Origin of the sequence: Rhodanobacter sp. ANJX3, assembly GCF_014200755.1 — a bacterium.
Lineage (GTDB): Bacteria > Pseudomonadota > Gammaproteobacteria > Xanthomonadales > Rhodanobacteraceae > Rhodanobacter.
Window position 1 is genome coordinate 384,057 of record NZ_JACHCM010000003.1, and the last position, 17,987, is coordinate 402,043.

16 protein-coding genes are annotated in these 17,987 nt (G+C 64.1%); 7 read left to right on the top strand and 9 right to left on the bottom strand.

Annotation, left to right across the window (positions count from 1 at the left end; genetic code table 11):
* Positions 1-100: 100 nt before the first annotated feature.
* Together HDE76_RS10310 and HDE76_RS10315 are read left to right on the top strand one after the other, a co-directional pair.
* Positions 101-2,305, top strand: a complete 2,205-nt coding sequence (locus HDE76_RS10310) for a Six-hairpin glycosidase-like protein (protein ID WP_184507154.1) — start codon at positions 101-103, stop codon at positions 2,303-2,305.
* The gene (locus tag HDE76_RS10315; RefSeq protein ID WP_179477618.1) at positions 2,302-3,777 is read left to right on the top strand and encodes an MFS transporter; all 1,476 of its coding nucleotides are present in this window, start codon (positions 2,302-2,304) and stop codon (positions 3,775-3,777) included. Before HDE76_RS10310 ends, HDE76_RS10315 begins: the two co-directional genes overlap by 4 nt.
* A 47-nt stretch (positions 3,778-3,824) precedes the next feature.
* On the opposite strand, the gene HDE76_RS10320 is transcribed toward HDE76_RS10315, so the two are convergent.
* The 3 genes from HDE76_RS10320 to HDE76_RS10330 form a co-directional block, all read right to left on the bottom strand.
* On the bottom strand, positions 3,825-4,883 hold the full coding sequence (locus tag HDE76_RS10320) for a LacI family DNA-binding transcriptional regulator (protein WP_179477619.1): 1,059 nt from the start codon (positions 4,881-4,883) through the stop codon (positions 3,825-3,827).
* A 183-nt stretch (positions 4,884-5,066) separates the two neighbouring features.
* Positions 5,067-6,881 carry a DNA helicase RecQ gene (gene recQ, locus HDE76_RS10325; RefSeq protein ID WP_179477620.1) on the bottom strand — a complete coding sequence of 605 codons (1,815 nt, stop codon included), beginning with the start codon at positions 6,879-6,881 and terminating at the stop codon, positions 5,067-5,069.
* Positions 6,882-7,343: 462 nt separating this feature from the next.
* Positions 7,344-7,895, bottom strand: coding sequence for a helix-turn-helix transcriptional regulator (locus HDE76_RS10330; RefSeq protein WP_179477621.1), 552 nt, complete (start codon positions 7,893-7,895; stop codon positions 7,344-7,346).
* 200 nt (positions 7,896-8,095) lie between these two features.
* Between HDE76_RS10330 and HDE76_RS10335 the strand changes: the two genes are divergently transcribed.
* Entirely contained in the window at positions 8,096-8,533 is a 438-nt protein-coding gene (locus tag HDE76_RS10335; protein WP_179477622.1) for a hypothetical protein, read from the top strand.
* Positions 8,534-8,678: 145 nt separating this feature from the next.
* Positions 8,679-9,110, top strand: a complete 432-nt coding sequence (locus tag HDE76_RS10340; protein WP_179477623.1) for a hypothetical protein — start codon at positions 8,679-8,681, stop codon at positions 9,108-9,110.
* Positions 9,111-9,184: 74 nt separating this feature from the next.
* Here HDE76_RS10340 and HDE76_RS10345 read toward each other — a convergent pair whose 3' ends face one another.
* A complete protein-coding gene (locus tag HDE76_RS10345) occupies positions 9,185-9,526 on the bottom strand; it encodes an MGMT family protein (protein WP_179477903.1) in 342 nt (113 codons plus the stop codon).
* Positions 9,527-9,665: 139 nt separating this feature from the next.
* Here HDE76_RS10345 and HDE76_RS10350 point away from each other — a divergent pair, with 139 nt between their 5' ends.
* Complete coding sequence (locus HDE76_RS10350; protein WP_179477624.1) at positions 9,666-10,070, top strand: hypothetical protein; 405 nt, start codon at positions 9,666-9,668, stop codon at positions 10,068-10,070.
* Between the two features lie 8 nt (positions 10,071-10,078).
* Here the strand turns inward: HDE76_RS10350 and HDE76_RS10355 are convergent, their stop codons facing one another.
* Both HDE76_RS10355 and HDE76_RS10360 read right to left on the bottom strand, forming a co-directional pair.
* The gene (locus HDE76_RS10355) at positions 10,079-11,197 is read right to left on the bottom strand and encodes an inorganic phosphate transporter (protein WP_179477625.1); all 1,119 of its coding nucleotides are present in this window, start codon (positions 11,195-11,197) and stop codon (positions 10,079-10,081) included.
* A 93-nt stretch (positions 11,198-11,290) separates the two neighbouring features.
* The gene (locus HDE76_RS10360; RefSeq protein ID WP_179477626.1) at positions 11,291-11,920 is read right to left on the bottom strand and encodes a pit accessory protein; all 630 of its coding nucleotides are present in this window, start codon (positions 11,918-11,920) and stop codon (positions 11,291-11,293) included.
* A 134-nt stretch (positions 11,921-12,054) separates the two neighbouring features.
* Between HDE76_RS10360 and HDE76_RS10365 the strand changes: the two genes are divergently transcribed.
* Positions 12,055-13,380, top strand: a complete 1,326-nt coding sequence (locus tag HDE76_RS10365; RefSeq protein WP_179477627.1) for a hemolysin family protein — start codon at positions 12,055-12,057, stop codon at positions 13,378-13,380.
* Positions 13,381-13,484: 104 nt separating this feature from the next.
* On the opposite strand, the gene HDE76_RS10370 is transcribed toward HDE76_RS10365, so the two are convergent.
* A complete protein-coding gene (locus HDE76_RS10370; protein WP_179477628.1) occupies positions 13,485-14,261 on the bottom strand; it encodes an RNA methyltransferase in 777 nt (258 codons plus the stop codon).
* A gap of 145 nt (positions 14,262-14,406) precedes the next feature.
* Here HDE76_RS10370 and HDE76_RS10375 point away from each other — a divergent pair, with 145 nt between their 5' ends.
* The gene (locus tag HDE76_RS10375; protein ID WP_179477629.1) at positions 14,407-15,210 is read left to right on the top strand and encodes an inositol monophosphatase family protein; all 804 of its coding nucleotides are present in this window, start codon (positions 14,407-14,409) and stop codon (positions 15,208-15,210) included.
* 99 nt (positions 15,211-15,309) lie between these two features.
* Here HDE76_RS10375 and HDE76_RS10380 read toward each other — a convergent pair whose 3' ends face one another.
* Positions 15,310-16,053, bottom strand: coding sequence for a DUF2968 domain-containing protein (locus HDE76_RS10380; protein WP_179477630.1), 744 nt, complete (start codon positions 16,051-16,053; stop codon positions 15,310-15,312).
* Between the two features lie 161 nt (positions 16,054-16,214).
* On the bottom strand, positions 16,215-17,972 hold the full coding sequence (locus tag HDE76_RS10385) for a TadG family pilus assembly protein (protein ID WP_179477631.1): 1,758 nt from the start codon (positions 17,970-17,972) through the stop codon (positions 16,215-16,217).
* Positions 17,973-17,987 lie beyond the last annotated feature (15 nt).

The following is a 17,987-nucleotide window of genomic DNA, read 5'->3' on the forward strand; positions in this document are numbered from 1 at the left end:
GCGCCCTGCGTCCCGCCATCACGGCGAGGCACGGCACATCACGCGGCGGGGAGCCATCGATGACATCACGCACCAGCCACCGGCTGCACACCTTGGCAGCATGCTGAGCCTGCTGCTCACGGCGGCGCTGGCAGCCGGTGCTGCCACCCCGACTCCGCAGTGGCAGGACGGCCTCGACTGGCACGGCGTGCATGTCGCGATGACACTCGGCGCGCAGGGCGGTTACACGCTGGCATGGCCATACGGCCAGCGCGCGATCGCCGCGCAGGCGATGCGGGTCGACACGGCCAGCACGCTGTTCAACGGCCTTTTCGCGATGGCGCAGGACGATCTCGCCCAGGATTCGGTCAGCGCGATCCGCGACGACGCCTTCGATCACGGCCAGCCGATTCCCTGCCAGTGTTTCGAGACCGGGCTGAAGTGGCCCTACGTGTGGACGCGCGATCTGTCGTACGCGGTCGATCTGGGCCTGTGGCGTTTCGATCCCGCGCGCTCGCGCAACGGCCTGCAGTTCAAGCTGTCCGAGGTGCGGTTGCCAGCAGGCGCGGCCGCCAGCCAAAGTATGGTGATGCAGGACACCGGCTCCGGCGGCAGCTGGCCGATCAGCACCGATCGCGTGGTGTGGTTTCTCGGCGCGCGCCATCTGCTGGATGAGCGGGCGTTTGCGGCGCAGGTGTACCCCGCGCTGCGCAACACGCTGGCGCAGAATCGCACCTATGCATTCGATGCGCGCTTCGGGCTGTATCGCGGTGAAACCTCGTTCCTGGACTGGCGCGAGCAGAGTTATCCCGCGTGGACGCAGAACAACGTGGTCGCGATCGCTCAGTCGTTCGCGCTGTCGACCAACGTGCTGCATTACGGCGCCTTGCAGATGGCGGCCGCGCTGGCGTTATCGCATGGTGATCCCAGCGCTGCTGCGGATTATCGCGCGCAGGCGGCGGCGCTGAAATCGGCGATCAATGCGCGCTTCTGGCGCGACGATCGCCGTATGTACATGAGCTATATCGGCGGCGACGGCACGCCCTACGACAGCTACGATCTGCTCGGCATCGCGCTGGCCATCACCAGCGGCGTGGCCGAGGGCGATCGCGCGCGGCAGGCGCTGGCCAGCTATCCGACCTGGCCGGCCGGCAGCCCGGTGATCTGGCCCGAGCGTGTCGATCAGCCGATCTATCACAATCGCGCGATCTGGCCCTTCGTCAGCGCCTATGCGTTGCGCGCCGCGCGTCGCATCGACGATCCCGCGCGCATCGCGCACGAACTGCAGTCGATCATGCGCGGCGCGGCGCTGTACGGCTCCAATATGGAAAACTACGAGCTGCTGACCCAGGGCCAGCATCTCGACGACGGCCCGCTCAGCGGGCCGGTCGTTAATTCGCCGCGTCAGCTGTGGTCGGTCGCGGCGTATCTGGCTGCCGTCACCGAAGGCGTGTTTGGGCTAAACGACGATGGCCGCATCGAACCGAAGCTGCCGACTTCGCTGGTGCCGATGCTGTTCGGCGCACGACGCACCATCACGCTGATCTTGCCAAAGCAGACCGTCACGCTGCAGCTGCCTTCCACGCTGGGCGACGGCAATCTGCTGGTTGCCGATCACGCCAGCACGTCGGGTACGACGACACTCGTCACGTTGAAAGCGATCCGCGTCACGGACGAGGCCTTGCGTACCGATGCGCCGCTGTACGCGCCGGTGGGGCCGGATGCACCGGTCGTGACGAGCGTGGCCGATGGTTGGCGCTTGCAGGTCGATGGCAAGGAGACGATCTATCTCAACGGCGGGCGGATGCAATCGATCGATGAAACAACGATCGTCGCGAAGCAACCCGGCCTGCAATGTTTCAGCGCCACGCGCGTCGATACACACGGCCTCGAATCCCTGCAAAGCCCGGCGACATGCGTTGGCGATACCGCAAAAATCGGCGGCGCATGGCCGCGCCAGTGGACAGCCACCACGAGCGGCCACTATCGCGTGTGGCTGAGCTACGCCAACGATCACGGGCCGATAAACACAGGCATTACTGCGGCGGTAAAGATGCTGATCGTGCAGTGCGGCGACGAAGACGCCCAGCGCGTGCCGCTGGTGATGCCGCACAGCCTCGGCGAGCAGGCCTCCACCTATGGCGAGTTCACCGCCAAAGCCGGCAATCATTGCAGCTTCAATCTCGACGACGGCTTCAACATGAGCTATCTCGCTCACTTCGCGCATTACACCGGCGGCGCCGGCGGTGATAGCGGGCCGTTGAACGACGCCAATATCCACGAATTGCAGATCGCTCTGCTCGCACCCGGAAACATCCCACCATGAATGCCAAACCCACGTTGTCGTTCTGGCAGATCTGGAACATGTGCTTCGGCTTTCTCGGCATCCAGTTCGGCTTTGCGCTGCAGAACGCCAACGTCAGCCGCATCTTTCAGACGCTCGGCGCCAACGTCGACGATATTCCGGTGCTATGGATTGCCGCGCCGCTGACCGGCCTGATCGTGCAGCCGATCATCGGCTACTGCTCCGACCGCACCTGGAACCGCTTCGGTCGCCGCCGCCCGTATTTTTTTGCCGGCGCCGTGCTGGCCACGCTGGCCTTGCTGGCGATGCCCAACGCGCCCGTACTGTGGGTGGCTGCCGGCCTGCTGTGGATCATGGACGCCTCGTTCAATATCTCGATGGAGCCGTTCCGCGCCTTTGTCGGTGATCAGCTACCGCCCTCGCAGCGCGCACTGGGCTACTCGATGCAAAGCGTCTTCATCGGCGTGGGCGCGGTGGTGGCCTCGTTCCTGCCGTACCTGCTGACGCGTTGGGGCGTGGCCAACACCGCGGCACCGGGCGAGCTGCCGCACACGGTGAAGTTCGCTTTCTATATCGGCGGCGCCGTGCTGCTGGGCGCCATGCTGTGGACGGTGCTGCGCACGCGCGAATACCCGCCCGAGCAGCTACAGTCCTTCGACGAACCGGCGCTGCCCAACGAACCGACGAATGCTTCCGGCGCCTGGAAGCCCGGCGCACTGTTTCTCGCGCTGGGCGCGCTGATGCTGTTCCTGATCAGCCACTTTGCGCTGGCCAAGGAGCTCTATCTTCTGGCCGGCGGGCTAATCCTGTTCGGACTGCTGTTTGTCTGGCTGACGCTGACCCACAGCACGGGGCCGCTACGTCAGATCATGGGCGATCTGCACGGTATGCCGCGGCCGATGCGCCGACTCAACTGGGTGCAGTTCTTCTCGTGGTTTGCGATGTTTGCGATGTGGATCAACACCACCTCGGCCGTATCGCAAACGTTCTACGGCAGCAGCGACACCACCTCCGTGGCCTACAACGAAGGCGCTAACTGGGCCGGCGTGCTGATGGGCACCTATAACGGCGTCGGTGTGCTGGCAGCCGTGCTCATTCCCCTGCTGGTGCGGATGCTCGGCATGCGCGTGAGCCACCTGATCAATCTTTGGCTGGGCGGTGCGGGGCTGATCTCGTTCGTATTCATTCGCGATCCGCACTGGCTGCTGGTCTCGATGGTCGGCGTCGGCTTTGCCTGGGCCTCGATTCTCTCGCTGCCTTACGCACTTTTATCGGACAACCTGCCCGCCGCGAAAATGGGCGTCTATATGGGCATCTTCAATTTCTTTATCGTCATTCCACAGCTGCTCGCGGCCAGCGTGCTGGGGGTACTGCTGAAGCTGTTCTTTCACGGCCAGCCGATCTGGGCGCTGGCGCTGGGCGGCGCCAGCCTGATCGTCGCCGGCCTGTGCACGCTGCGCGTGCGCGAGCCATTCGCGGCGAAGCTCACCTGACGGTGACCACGTAGCCGATGCGCGCATTGCCATCGGGCGCCAGCGGTTTAGCGCGCCGCGCGTCCTGTTTTTGGAGGCGCAGCGCTTTTCTGGCTGGAACGCCGCACCATTAGCTTGGCCGGTAGCACGACGCTCTCGGCGGGCTGCCCACGGATCAGGCTGAGCAGCCTATCGACCAGCACCTCGCCGGCGTGACGCGTGTCCTGCACCACGGTGGTCAACGGCGGGTTGACGTAGCTGGCCATGGCGATGTCGTCGAAGCCGACGATGGCCACATCCTGCGGCACACGCAGGCCCTGATCGGACAGCGCGCGCATCGCGCCGATGGCGATCAGATCGCTGGCGGCAAATATGGCGTCGAACCGCTCCTTGCGCGCGAGCAGCGTCTGCATCGCCGCATAGCCGGAGTGTTCGGTGCTTTCCGCATCCACCTGCAGCTCTGCCCGCGCGGCGAGGCCGGCTTGCGCCAGCACCTCGGCGTAGCCACGATAGCGTTCGAAAAATTCCGGGTAGTGGCTGGAGGCTTCGCCGAGAAATGCGATGCGCTGGCAGCCCTGGTCGAGCAGATGCTGCGTGGCCGCGGTGCCGCCTTCGAAATTGTCGCAGCCGATCGACAGGCCGGGCTGATCGGGCAGCACCGCGCCCCAGCGGACGAAGCAGGTGCCGTGCGCCACCAGCTTGTCGAGCTTGTCGCGATAGGCAATGTAATCGCCGTAGCCCAGCAGGATGATGCCGTCGGCCTTTTTGCTCTCGGCGAAATCGGCGTGCCAGTCGTGCGACAGCTGCTGAAACGAGATCAGCAGGTCGTATCCCTGCTTGGCGCAGGCTCGGGTGATCGAGCCAAGCAGCGACAGGAAAAACGGGTTGATGTGCGACTCGTCGGTGGTCGGGTCTTCGAACAGCAGCAGTGCCAGCGTGCCCGAGTGCATGCGGCGCAGGTTGGAGGCGTTCTTGTCGACCTTGTAATTGAGCTGCTCCACCGCCGCCTGAATTCGCCGACGCGTCTCCTCGTTCACCAGCGGGCTGCCGCGCAGCGCGCGCGACACCGTGGACTGGGAAACCCCGGCCAGATGCGCAATATCGAATGAGGTGGACTTGCCCTTCATGCGTGCTGCCGACTAAACCTCTGTAGTGCGGCACGCTCGTGCCGAGGCACGCCAAGTCCTTGCGGCCATGCCCGCCAATTGTTGCGTGTAGGTCATCGGATCGCCCGCCGCAGCGCAGCACGAAACGGCAAAAGCGGGATATTCGGCGGAAGTACAAATTCGGCCACGCGATGATCGCGGCAGCTATTCCTGTGCGTTGATCACGGCAAGGAAATCCCGGCCGTAGCGCTTGAGCTTGGCTTCGCCGACGCCGCTTATGGTGGCCAGCTCCTCTTCGTTCGCCGGCAGCGCGCGCAGCATCGCCAGCAGCGTGGCGTCGTGGAACACCACGTACGGCGGCACGCCGTGCTGCTTGGCCAGCTGCGTACGCACGGCGCGCAGCGCGTCCCACATCGACTGCTCGTATGCCTCGATCCCGAGGCTGCCACCAGTGACGAGCTTGCTGTCGCGCCGACGGCTGCCGCCGCGCGGCGGCCGTACGTCCTCGCGCAATTTCACCGTCTGGCCGCCGCTGAGCACGGCGCGGCTGGCGGGCGTCAGACGCAGAGTGCCGTAGCCCTCGGCGTCCGCCTCGAGCAGGCCGGCCGCCAGCAGCTGGCGAAACACCGAGCGCCACTGCTTTTCGTCCATCGACGCACCGATGCCGAAGGTGCTGAGCTGATGATGATTGGAGCTGAGCACCTTCGGCGTTTCCTCGCCGCGCAGAATGTCGATGACGTGGCCGGAGCCGAAACGCTGGCCGCTGCGATACACCGCCGACAGCGCCTTTTGCGCCGGCACCGTGGCGTCCCAGGTTTTCGGCGGCTCGATACAGTTGTCGCAATGCCCGCACGGGCCGGGATACACCTCGCCGAACGCGCCCAGCAGCAGTTGGCGGCGGCAACCGGTGGCTTCGGCATACGCCAGCAGCGATTCCAGTTTCTGCCGCTCCACCCGCTTGCGATCGTCCGCCGACTCGGACTGCGCAATCATCTGGCTCATCGTTACCACGTCGGACAGGCCGTAGATCATCCACGCCTCCGCCGGCAGGCCGTCGCGGCCGGCGCGACCGGTCTCCTGGTAGTAGCCCTCCATGCTGCGCGGCAGATCCAGATGCGCGACAAAGCGCACGTCCGGCTTGTCGATGCCCATGCCAAAGGCGACCGTGGCCACCATCACCACGCCGTCCTCGCGCAGAAAACGTTTCTGGTTCGCGCTGCGCTTTGCCGCATCGAGACCGGCGTGATACGGCAGCGCCTCCACGCCCGACTCGGCCAGCCACTCGGCTGTTTCGTCCACCTTGCGCCGGCTGAGGCAATAGACGATGCCCGACTCGCCGCGATGGCCTTCCAGAAACTCCGCCAGCTGCCGCTTCGCGTTATGCCGCAGGCCTACCCGATAGCCGATGTTCGGTCGGTCGAAGCTGGCCACGAACTGGCGCGCCTGCTGCAGCGACAACCGCTCGACGATTTCCTCGCGCGTGCGCGGGTCGGCCGTGGCCGTCAGCGCAATGCGCGGCACCTGCGCAAAGCGCTCGTGCAGCACCGCCAGCTCGCGATACTCCGGCCGAAAATCATGCCCCCACTGCGACACGCAGTGCGCCTCGTCGATCGCGAACAGCGCCACCTCGGTACGTTCCAGCAGGTTGAGAAAGCGCCCGGTGAGCAGTCGCTCCGGCGCCACGTAAAGCAGATTCAGCTCACCCGCCAGCAGCTGTCGCTCGACCTCGCGCTGTTCCTCCGCGCCGATGCTGGAATTGAGATACGCCGCCGCCACGCCGGCCTCGCGCAGCGCGTCGACCTGATCCTGCATCAGCGCAATCAGCGGTGATACCACGATACCCGTGCCCTGCCGCGCCATCGCCGGGATCTGGTAGCACAGCGACTTGCCGCCGCCGGTCGGCATCAGCACCAGCGCATCGCCACCCTCGACCACATGGTCGACGATGGCCTGCTGCTGGCCGCGGAAATTCGGGTAACCGAAAACAGTTTGAAGAATGTCGAGAGCGTTGCTTGGCATTCGCTCATGCTAACAAATGGGGCATACCGGCTGGGCTGATAGACATGTGGGTAGGTGGCGCTGTTGTCTGCGGATTACCGCTGACAAGAGCCGGCCTCCAACCCACTGGCACGGCACCGACGCGTTGCGTCATCAGAGCCTGTTCACGATCTCCGTGTGCCCCGCGCCGGGAGCCGTTTGCGCGCAGGCTAAGGAAGAACGAGGGTACGCGGTGAGGCGCCATGGATGGCGCCGGCTTTGAGGAGCGAGGAGTGGACGTCCGTCCACGACGGAGTGATGACGCCGGGAGGCGCGCAAACGGCCCCGGCCCGCAGGGTTGTCATCGAGCGGCCGCCAGGCGGCAGCGCGCGATTTACACCTTTTCGGCGCTTGGCTTGCCAGCCAGGCAAGCCGGCGCCACGCGCCACCCTCTGACGGCCGCTCGATGACAACGCGAGGTACGGGGAGATCGTGAACAGGCTCTTAGGTCGAAGCGGCTCGCGCGAAACGCAGCACCTTGGGCTTGGGCAGGCCTTCTTCAAGCAATTCATAAACGAGGGCGATCAGCTCGGCATGCTTTGCCGCGGACAATGCTTTTTCGCCGATCGCCTCGGCGCTCAACTCCAGCGCGGCCTTCATCACATCGTGTCTTACTGGCCGGGCGGAATCGTCCCAGGCCGTTCTCGCCGCCCTGTCGCGTACACGAGCGCCCTCCGGAGAGGTATGGCGCTCGTCCCGGCGATAATGCGCATCGGCATCGCCATGTGCCGATGCGGCCGATGGGTCGGTAGCGATCATGACACCGTCCGGCAGGCGCGGTTCTCCCTGGCCCATGAGCACCCATAGCGGGCTCCAGCCGCTGTTCGCCAGCTGGCGCAGCGCTTCGGCGCCGACCTCTACTTCGCCCCGCTCGTACCCACCGTAGGTATTTTTATGGACGCCGAGAGAAACGGCGAAATCGGCCTGGTTCGTCGAACCGCGAATTTGTGCCAACCGCTTGCCGGTATCCAACCGAATTTTTGGCTTATCGCTCATGAAATTCTCGCGTCGGCGATGAATTCGATAGCGAAGCAGCGACGTTATTCGGAAATAAATATTTGTTTTTCAAGAAATAAATGTATCCATGAGCGGCGCTGGCCTGCATCACAACCGACGACCGAATATCTGTTGCAATTGACCGAACATTTGTGCCAATATCCATGCCGTGGAAGCCATACCTCAGGGAACCGAACACCATGACCACCACGGATGCCCGGGAAAACCTGCCGCGAACGACAGGCATACGGCAGCGGTTGTGGCTGCTCTACGCCAAGCTCGCCGGTCGCGCAGCATCGGACGACCATGCGCAGCTACCGTTTGCCCACAGCCATTGCCGTCCGTTACACCGGCCGACTTTCCGGCCAAAGCAACGCATGGCCGACACGCCACAGAACTCAGGCGATCGCAGCTACCGCTACAACGACGACGTCACCGACAACCGCACGCTCGGCGCAGAACCCCTACCCGAACTGTTTCCGTATTGTGCCAAAGGCTACCACTGCCGTGCGCCGTGGCAATCCACAAAATTCGCCAGCCTCGTTGGCATGCGCCTCGTTAAAGGCCGAGCAGCCGGCTTGACCGCGTCGATATCCACGGACACACCGGCAGCGCGCGGCGCTTCATTGGCCGCATGAGGTTTCGCGCCATCGCGTCATGACGACGAGACCCGCGGCGATGCCACGCATATCTCATGGCGCCAGCGCCCACCGACGCGTTTCCTGACGAGGCGGCAGCATCGAAGCACCCAGCTCGACATGAGCCTGACTTTGGAGAACAAGCATGATGGAACGCAATGCCGGAGAGCCCACTTCCTGCAAGCTGCAGATTTACGTGTCGGGTGGCTGGCTGGACATGCTTTATTTCGAATCCGCCCAGCGCGAACGCGTCACTACCGCCGTGACGGCCATTTCCAGAGAAGCAAATAACTCGGTTATCTGGCGAGTGATTCATGTCGGTGCCAATCCGCCCGACTGGCTAGCGACCGCAACGCCCTGGAAACCTATCACTGACCGGGAGCCCGCACCTCTGGAAGACGTACTGATCAGTGTATCGATGGAAAACGACGAGCCACCGACGGTTTTCATGGCCTATCGCAAAACGGTGGGAACGAAAACGTTCTACGTCAGCGGCACCAGCGACCACATCATTCCAGGAGCCTACGCGTGGAAGCACGTCGATGAACCCTCTCCGGCGCCGAACAGCGTGGCGTAAGCCTGCGATCATCGAGGTTGTTCGAGCCACGGTTGGGCCGTAGAGACGCGCGAACACCCTGTTGCCCGCCCGCCTCATTCGCCGCCCATACCCCACAACTCCCGATCCACATCCCCATCCAACCCGAACACGGCAAGCGCGACGCGCCCGTTGATCACCGCAACACCTTCCGATCGCAGCAGGCGACTCTGCTCGCGGAACCCGCGACTGCCCACCGGCATCGCGATATGCCCACTGGCACGCAGTACGCGATACCAGGGCAGCACCATGCCGTCGGGGACTTCGCCCAGCAGTCGTCCGACCAGGCGTGCGCGACCGGGCAAGCCGGCGCGTGCCGCTATGGCGCCGTAGCTCGCCACACGACCGTACGGGATCGCGGCAATCGCCGCGTACACCCGGGCGTGCTTTTCATCGATGGCCGAATTCAGCATGACTTACCCTCATCGAAGCGACGTCGCGCGACACGGTACGCCATGCGATGGCGGTCGCCAACGCCGCGTTAACGCATGGACGTGGCACAGTAGAGCGCCCGACGTAAGCGAAGGTAGCTGCACCATGCGCCACTTCGAAGCCGTGCGCTCACACATCGGCAGCCAGCACGCGCTGCGCCACAACGATCCGTACCTGATCAGCTTTGATCTGGAGCTGTCGAAGGATCGCCACCAGGGCATTTATCTCGCCGAACTGGAGGATGAAGCCGAGCGGCGCTATCTGCGTATCTCGACGCCGATCGGTCCACTCGCCGGCACCGATCCCAGCCGGTGCCTGCGCTTCAACTGGCAGCAGCGCACCGGCTTTCTGGCGGTAGCCGATCTTGACGGCGCGCCGTATTTGCACCTGTGCGAAAACCGGCCGTACGAATTTCTCGACAGCGACGAGCTGCAGCGGCTAATTGCCGAACTCGGCACCCTGGGCGACCAGCTGGAGCAAATCATCAGCACGCCCGAAAACGCGCTCTAGTTCCTTTACTACCAGATCATCCTGACGGCTTTGACGAAGCCGTAGGCGAGCAGCGCCGTGACCGGCAGAGTCAGTATCCAGGCCCACACCATGCGCTCGACCACCGACCAGCGGATGGCGCTGAAGCGCTTGGCCGCGCCTACGCCCATGATCGATGCCGAGACGTTGTGCGTAGTCGATACCGGAATGCCGAACATCGAGGCAGTGAGGATCACCGCCGCCGAGCTGGTTTCCGCAGCAAACCCGTTGATCGGATGCAGCTTGACCATCTTGTGACCCAGCGTCTTGATGATGCGCCAGCCGCCGCCGGCCGTGCCCGCGGCCATGGTCAGCGCGCAGACGACCTTCACCCAGATCGGAATGGCGAAACCGCCGGCGGTGTTTTCGGCGATGCGCAAAAAGCCCAGCCACTGCGGCAGCTGATCGAACTGATGCGCGGCCGTGCCACCGGCCAGTGCTAGCGCGATGATGCCCATGCTTTTCTGCGCATCGTTCATGCCGTGCGCCACGCCCATCGCCGTGGCCGATACGATCTGCGCCTTGCCGAAAAAGCTATTGACGAAGGGCGTGCGGCCGAAGCGCTGCAGCCAGTTATGCCGATTGGCGAACCACGCCAGCAGCGCGTACAGCGCACCCATCAGGGCGAAGGCCACGATAAAGCCGGCCAGCGGCGACAGCACCATCGGAATGATCACCTTGGGGATCACGCCGTGGCCGGTAATCAGATTGCCCTGCGCCCAGATCACCGAGCCGATGTCGTTGTCCGATGCGGCCAGCGCCGCACCGACCAGGGCGCCGACCAGCGCGTGGCTGGAACTGGAAGGCAGGCCGAGCCACCAGGTGATCAGGTTCCACACGATGGCCGAGAACAGCGCACAGATCACCAGCTGCGGACCGACATCGACCACGCCGGCGTTGATCAGGCCCGAGGCGATGGTGGCGGCCACGGCGGTGCCGAGCATCGCGCCGAGCAGGTTGGTCACCGCGGCCAGCAGCACCGCCTGGCCGGGCGACAGCACCTTGGTGGCGACGACAGTAGCGATGGAGTTGGCGGTGTCGTGAAAACCGTTGATGTAGGTAAAGGCCAGGGCGATCAGCACCTCAGCCACGACCAGGCCGAGACTCATGCCCGATCTCCGGCGGTCGCGCACTGGTCATCGAATGCCGAGGCCATGCCCGGACTGCACGCGCTAAGAAAACTGAGGATCACCGCGGCGCCCTCAGGAGTTCTTGAGCACGATCGAGTAGACGATATTGCCGACGTCGCGGCATTTGTCGATCGCCTTTTCGATCAGCTCGAACAAATCCTTGGCCAGCATGGCACGCATCGCGTCACCGCCTTCGACGTAAAGCGTGCGATAGGGATCGAGCAGCATGCGATCGCCCTCGGACTCCAAGGCCTGCAGGCGGTCCTGCAGCTTCTTCACCGGATCGATGCGCAGGCCGCGACGCAGCTCGCCGATCATCTCCTCGACTACCTCGGTGGAGCGCTCGAGGATCAGCGCGCGCTGGGCGAAGTTCACCCCGACCAGGCGATCGGACACGATCTCGTAGCGCTCGGCGAACTTCTCGATGCTCTTGGGAATCTTGTACAGCGCCGAGTTGAGCGCGGCGATGTCCTCGCGGTCGAGCGCGGTGACGAAGGTGTTGACCAGACCCTCGCTGATCTGTCCGGCCAGCGCCTTTTCGCGGGCGCGGGTGGCGGTAAAGGCCGCCATGACCGAGCCCCGGCCCGGCTTGCTGAGCAGCTCGTGCAGGGCCTTGGCGCTTTCGCAGACGGTGGCCGCGCTCTGTTCGAGCAGGCCATAAAACTTGTCGCCTTTACCGAAAATCGTCTGCAGTGAAAACATGCGGGCCGTGCCTGAGGGAGCGAGATGACGACAATGTTACAGGACGTCCGCCGCGCGCCGCACCCGCGCGCACGTGAACTGGAGCCCGCCAGCCCTTACACTGGGGCCATCTCCCGGCCGGTAACCTCTACGCGATGCTGATTGAAATTGCGCTCGTCCTCGTGCTGGCGCTGTGCAACGGATTTTTCGCGTTGTCGGAAATGGCGCTGGTGGCCTCGCGCAAGAGCCGCCTGAAGCAGATGGCCAAAACCAGTCGCCGTGCCGCCATGGCACTGCGCCATGCCGAGGCGCCCGAGCACTTTCTCTCCACGGTGCAGGTCGGCATCACCCTGGTGATGCTGATCACCGGCTCGGTTGCCGGCGATGCCCTGGGCAGCCAGATCGGTGAGATTCTGCACAACGAGGGCCACTCCGCATGGCTGGCACCATATGCGCGCGTGCTGGGCATCGTGCTGGGCTTTGTGCTGATTTCGTTTATCCAGATCGTGATCGGCGAACTGGTACCCAAGCGTCTGGCGCTGTCGTCGCCGGAGAAGTTCTCCGGCTATATGGCGTTTCCCATGCTGGTGCTGTCGCGCATTACCGCACCGTTCGTGTGGCTGTTGAACGTGTCGAGCAACGCGCTGCTGCGGCTGATGCGGATCAATCAGCACGGTCGCGGCGTGGTATCGGAAGAAGAAATCCGCATGCTGGTAGCGGAAAGCGCCGAACAGGGCGTGCTCGATCCAGATGAACACAATATGGTCAACCGGGTGTTGCGCCTGGGCGACCGTACGGTCGATAGCGTGATGACGCCGCGCATGCGCATCGCCTGGCTGGACATCGCCGCGCCACGCGAAGAGAACGTCGAGGTGCTGCGCCAGACGCCGTACTCGCGCTACCCGGTCTATCGCGGCGACGAAAGCGACGTGGTCGGCGTGGTCGAGGTCAAGCGCCTGCTGCACAGCTTTGCCGACGGCCAGCTGGAGCTGTTCCAGCATTTGTCCAAGCCGCTGTTCGTGCCGGCCACGGCGCGCGCGCTGGATCTGCTGGAGGAATTCCGCGACGCGGAAACGCCACTGGCCCTGGTGGTGGACGAGTACGGCGATATCGAAGGCGTGGTGACGGTCAACGACCTGCTGGCCGCCGTGGTCGGCGTCAGCCAGATCGCCCACGGCGACAGCACCGAAACCGGCCCGATCGTGCAGCGCGCCGACGGCAGCTGGCTGATCGACGGCAGCCTGTCGACCGACGACCTGCGCGAGCTGCTGCGTCTGGATCACCTGCCGGGCGAGGACGAGCACGACTTTCGTACCATTGCCGGCATGGTGATGACCGCGCTGGGCCGCATTCCGCAGACCGGCGAAGTCTTCGAGTGGCGCGGTATCCGCTTCGAAGTGGTGGACCTCGACGGCGCGCGTATCGACAAGCTGCTGGTGACGCGCGTATCCGAATACGAAGCGGATGAAAAAACCGGCTGACGCCTCAGAGCCTGTTTACGATCTCAGCGTCGATCTATTCCCGTCCGGACACCGATTTGGACGTCCATTGCAATCGAAACCTTCAGGCGCTGCTGCACGGCGCTCTAGGCGTCGCCATCATCCGCTGACTTGATGCCGGCAAGCCGCGCCATGCGCTGGGTATCGGCCAGGATGCCATGCAGCAGGCGCAGCTCGCGTTCGTCCAGCTGGATGCGCTGATAGATCTTGCGCAGACGCAGCATCACCGTAGTGGGCGCACGGCCTTTGTGGAAATCGATATCTTCCAGCGTCTGCAGCAGATGGGTATAGAACTGCTCCATCTGTGCCGCGTCGGCCGGCGGTTCGTCCTGCACCGGCTCGAACGTCGGCACGTCGCCCAGCATGGCCACGCGCACTTCGTACGCCATCACCTGCACCGCCTGCGACAGGTTGAGCGAGCTGAAGTCGTCGACGCTGGGGATGCGCACCATCGCATGGCAGCGCGCCAGCTCGTCGTTCTCCAGGCCGGTGCGCTCGTTGCCGAAAACCAGGGCTACGTCCTCACCCCGAGCAGCCGCAGCCAGAGCCTGGGCGGCGGCCTCGCGCGGCGAGATTTCCGGCAGGTTGATGCCGCGCCGGCGAGCCGACAAGCCGAGCACCAGCCGACTACCGGCAAGACTTTCCACCAGCCCATCGTGGACGCCAGCGTTGCCGAGCACGTCGTCCGCACCCGCGGCCAGCGCGTTGGCTTCGGCGTCGGGAAAGCGCGCCGGCCGCACCAGCTCCAGCCGGGTAAAGCCCATGGTGCGGATAGCCCGCGCCGCGCTGCCGATATTGCCCGGGTGTGAGGTGCGCACCAGCACATAGCGGATGCGGGCGGCGAGGTCGATGGATGCGGACATGGCGCGGTGCCGAATGTGGATCAGCGAGCAAGGATAACGGATGCGACGCCCGCCGAAGCCGAAGCCATCGCCCAAAAAGGCCCGAACCGCCCGCCTCTGCTAGACTTGCGCGTCGCGATTCCGCTCTTTTGCAAAGTCCAAGGCCATGCCAAGACCCCACGTCACGATCGCGGCGCGCGCCGCGCGTTCTGCAGGCAATATCATCCTGCGCTATATGAACCGCATCGACGGCCTCAATATCGTCGAGAAGCAGCAGCTGGATTTCGTTTCCGAAGTCGACAAGCTGGCCGAAGCGGAAATCATCAAGGAGCTGCGCCGCGCCTACCCGGATCATTCGATCCTGGCCGAGGAGAGCGGCGCCACCGGCAAGGGCCCGCTGCAGTGGGTGATCGACCCGCTCGACGGCACCCATAACTACCTGCGCGGCATCCCGCACTTCAGCGTCTCCATCGCGCTGCTGGAACGAGGCGTGCCGATTCACGCGGTGGTATTCGATCCGCTGCGCGACGAGCTGTACACCGCCAGCAAGGGCGACGGCGCCTACCTCAACGACCGCCGCATGCGCGTATCCAAGCGCGAGAGCCTGGGCGGCGCGATGATCGGCACAGGCTTTCCGTTCCGTCAGCGCGAGCATCTGACTGCACAGATGGACATCACCCGCGCGATGCTCGGCCAGGCCGAGGACATCCGCCGCTCCGGCTCGGCCGCGCTCGATCTGGCCTATGTGGCTGCAGGCCGCTACGACGGCTATTTCGAGATCGGCCTGAAGCCGTGGGATCTGGCCGCCGGCGTGCTGCTGGTGCATGAGGCGGGCGGTCGCTACTGCGACTTCGCCGGCCGCGACGGCATTCCTGCCAGCGGCAATATCGTGGCGGGCAACCTCAACGTGGCCAAGGCCATGGTCGACGCCATCGGCCAGCAGGCGACGCCTGCGCTGCTGAAGGCCTGAGGATTCCCGTCTAGCCGGCTATCTTCAGCGGCAAACGCGAATCGGCGAACACTGTCGCAGCCACCCGATGCCCGAGCGCGGGTGGTGCGAATTCAGGCATCAATGCGTGGAATTGGCCGGTGCCGGCGCGGCTGCGGGCACGGTTTCATTCGCAGCGGGAACGGCGGGCGTTTCCGGCGGCGGCGGTAGCGCGATCTCGGTGCTGTTCTGCTGGGCCTCCAGAGCGCGTATCTGCTGCTTCACCGCATCGAGCTGGCTGCTGGTATTGCGCAAGTCATTGCTCAACGAGACTGCCTGCTGCTGGGCCTGCTGCTGCTGCGCCGCGACCTGCTGCGATTGCTGCTGCTGGTGCGCGGCATCCTGTTGAAGGTTCTGCAGGCGCTGCTGGTTCAACGTCACCATCTGCTCGGCGTACTTGTTGCCCGCCTGCAGCCGCAAGGCATCGATATCCACCTCGGCCAGCTTTTCGGTCTGCGCGGCGAAGGCGCGATAGACATCGTCGGCGTTCTTCATCGAGTCGGTGCGGATCACGCGCCAGAACACCTTGTCGTGGAACAACGCCACGAAATAGGTGAGTTTTTCCGGCTGAAACAGCTCGCTGGCACCGTACTTACCATTGTAGGTGGTACGGATTTCCGTCAGCTGGTGCGTATCGACCAGATGCTGCAGGTACGCCACCGAGCTGCCGGACGTATCGGCAACGTCAGCGTTCGCCGATGGGGCCGGGGCCGTTACGGGCACTGCCGGTGGTGCGGTGGCCGCCACGGAGAATACCGAAAAGCTGGCCAAAGCCAGGGCGATCGTCCCGTTCCGGACGCGTCGTGTGCCCGCGCTGCTGTTCATTGCGTTCGTCCCCTGCGTTCCCGGCGATTGTACGTTGGATGGTCGGCCAATAACGGCATCGAACGATGCGCCGGCCCTTTTCTTATTCGCCGAGTCTAAAGGCGCTGCACCGAGGGTCAAGTGGTTGTCGATCCACCGCAGCGCGCCACCTCGAATGCCGCTCAATACACCAGCTGGGCACTGGTATCGCAGTTGACCGAGCGCAGGTTGACCTGGGCCGTGCCGATATTGATGCCCAAAGTCTGCAGCAGCGGGCCGACCAGTGCGCTGTCCAGCGCTGAAAACACCGGTACCAGAGCGGCCGATAGCGTAGCCAACAGCGGAGCCAAGGGTAGCGAGACCGAAGCACCCGCTAAAGTGAGCGTGGTTTTCAACGAGGTCGAACCCAGCAGGCTGCCAATCAGAGTGCCAAGAACCGCGGACGATGTGCCCGCCGTCTGCGTCATGTTGGGCTGTTGGGCAATGGGAACCGTCGGGTCGACGCTGAAGGTCAGAGGCGTGGCTGGATTGGTGGCGATCTGCACATTGGCCGATGCGGACAACTGGGCAATTTCGATGCCCAAGGCGAAAACGTTGACCAGGGGCGCCACGGTCCCGGCTGAAATAAGCGATGACCAGGACTCGCGGATGTTGTTGATGGCGCCAGCCGGTAACGTACCGAGAAACGCGTTCAATACGCCGGGCGCCGTGGTGATGGTCACGCTGTCCGAGTTCTGGCCGCCGCTGCCCGGCACATTGCATTCGAGCGCGGTTATCGTGCCGTCGGTGGGTGCCACCTCGAGATAAAGCGGAATACCCACCAGTGCCTGACCGGTGATCGGCGTACTCAGCGCAGAGATGTTCAAGGCCAGTCGAATTTGCGCGGTGTGTGCCACGGTGCCAACGCCACCTACGCCGATCTGCGGCGGCTCGATAACGCTCATGGCCAGACTGACCGTTGCTACGCCCGGCACATTGACGCTCGTCGCAGGAAGCGCAACGGCGTTGGCGCTGTCGGCCGCCAGCAGAACGGCATTGAGTATGTCCAGCGCGTTGACGTTGGTATTCAACGCAACGTTGGGATCCTGGGTCGTCGCGTCGACGTTGAGGATATCGCCCAGGTTGATCGGAATATTGCCGAGCCGGGCTTCGATGAGGGCCACCTGCTGATTGACGAAGCCGATGTCGATGCCCGAACCACTGGCGCTCTGGTTGAGCGCATTCACGTAAGCCGTCAGAAAATCAGTGAGGCTGATCTGGCTCGTAAGAACGCCATTGACGGTGCCCACATCGACCGGCAGAGTCTTGACCAGATCAAGCAACGAAATATTGGCGTTGGCAATACCGTTGTAGCTCAGCAACTGCAGCCCCAGCGAGGAGCCAAGAGCCTGGTTGAGCAGTTGGCCCAACGGGCTGCTCGGATCGACGGTGAGCAAGCTGGACCCAACAGAAAACGATGCGATCGGCGGACCGCGGCTGATCGCAATAGCGGTGGCGCCGATGCTGTTGAAGTTGGCGAAGCCGAAAAACGGGATCAGCGGCAGGCTGGCCTGCACGCGCACCGCATTCAGCGGCAGCGTGGGCGTGACGCCGACAAAGTGCTGATCGCCCGGCTGGGTGCTGTCCCAATGGCCACAGTCGATCGTCAGCGTGCCGGTAAAACCGTTGTCGACCGTCGCATTGCCCAACGCCGCCGTGTTGCCGGTGTTGTCGGTCGAGCACGTCGCCAGCTGCTGGGCACCGGCCAGTGCGGCCAGATCGACCACCTTCTGCGTGTCGCGCTTGGCCCAGTACAGGTAACCGATTTCGACCAGTCCGAGCATGGCGACCAGACCTGCCAGCATCAGCATCATGGTGACCGCCATCGAGCCGCGCTGGCGCGCGCGGCCGCTGCGCGCAAAGACCAGCGTCGTGACCGCGCCGTCAGCAGAACGCTGCATTGCTCTCGTGCTCGG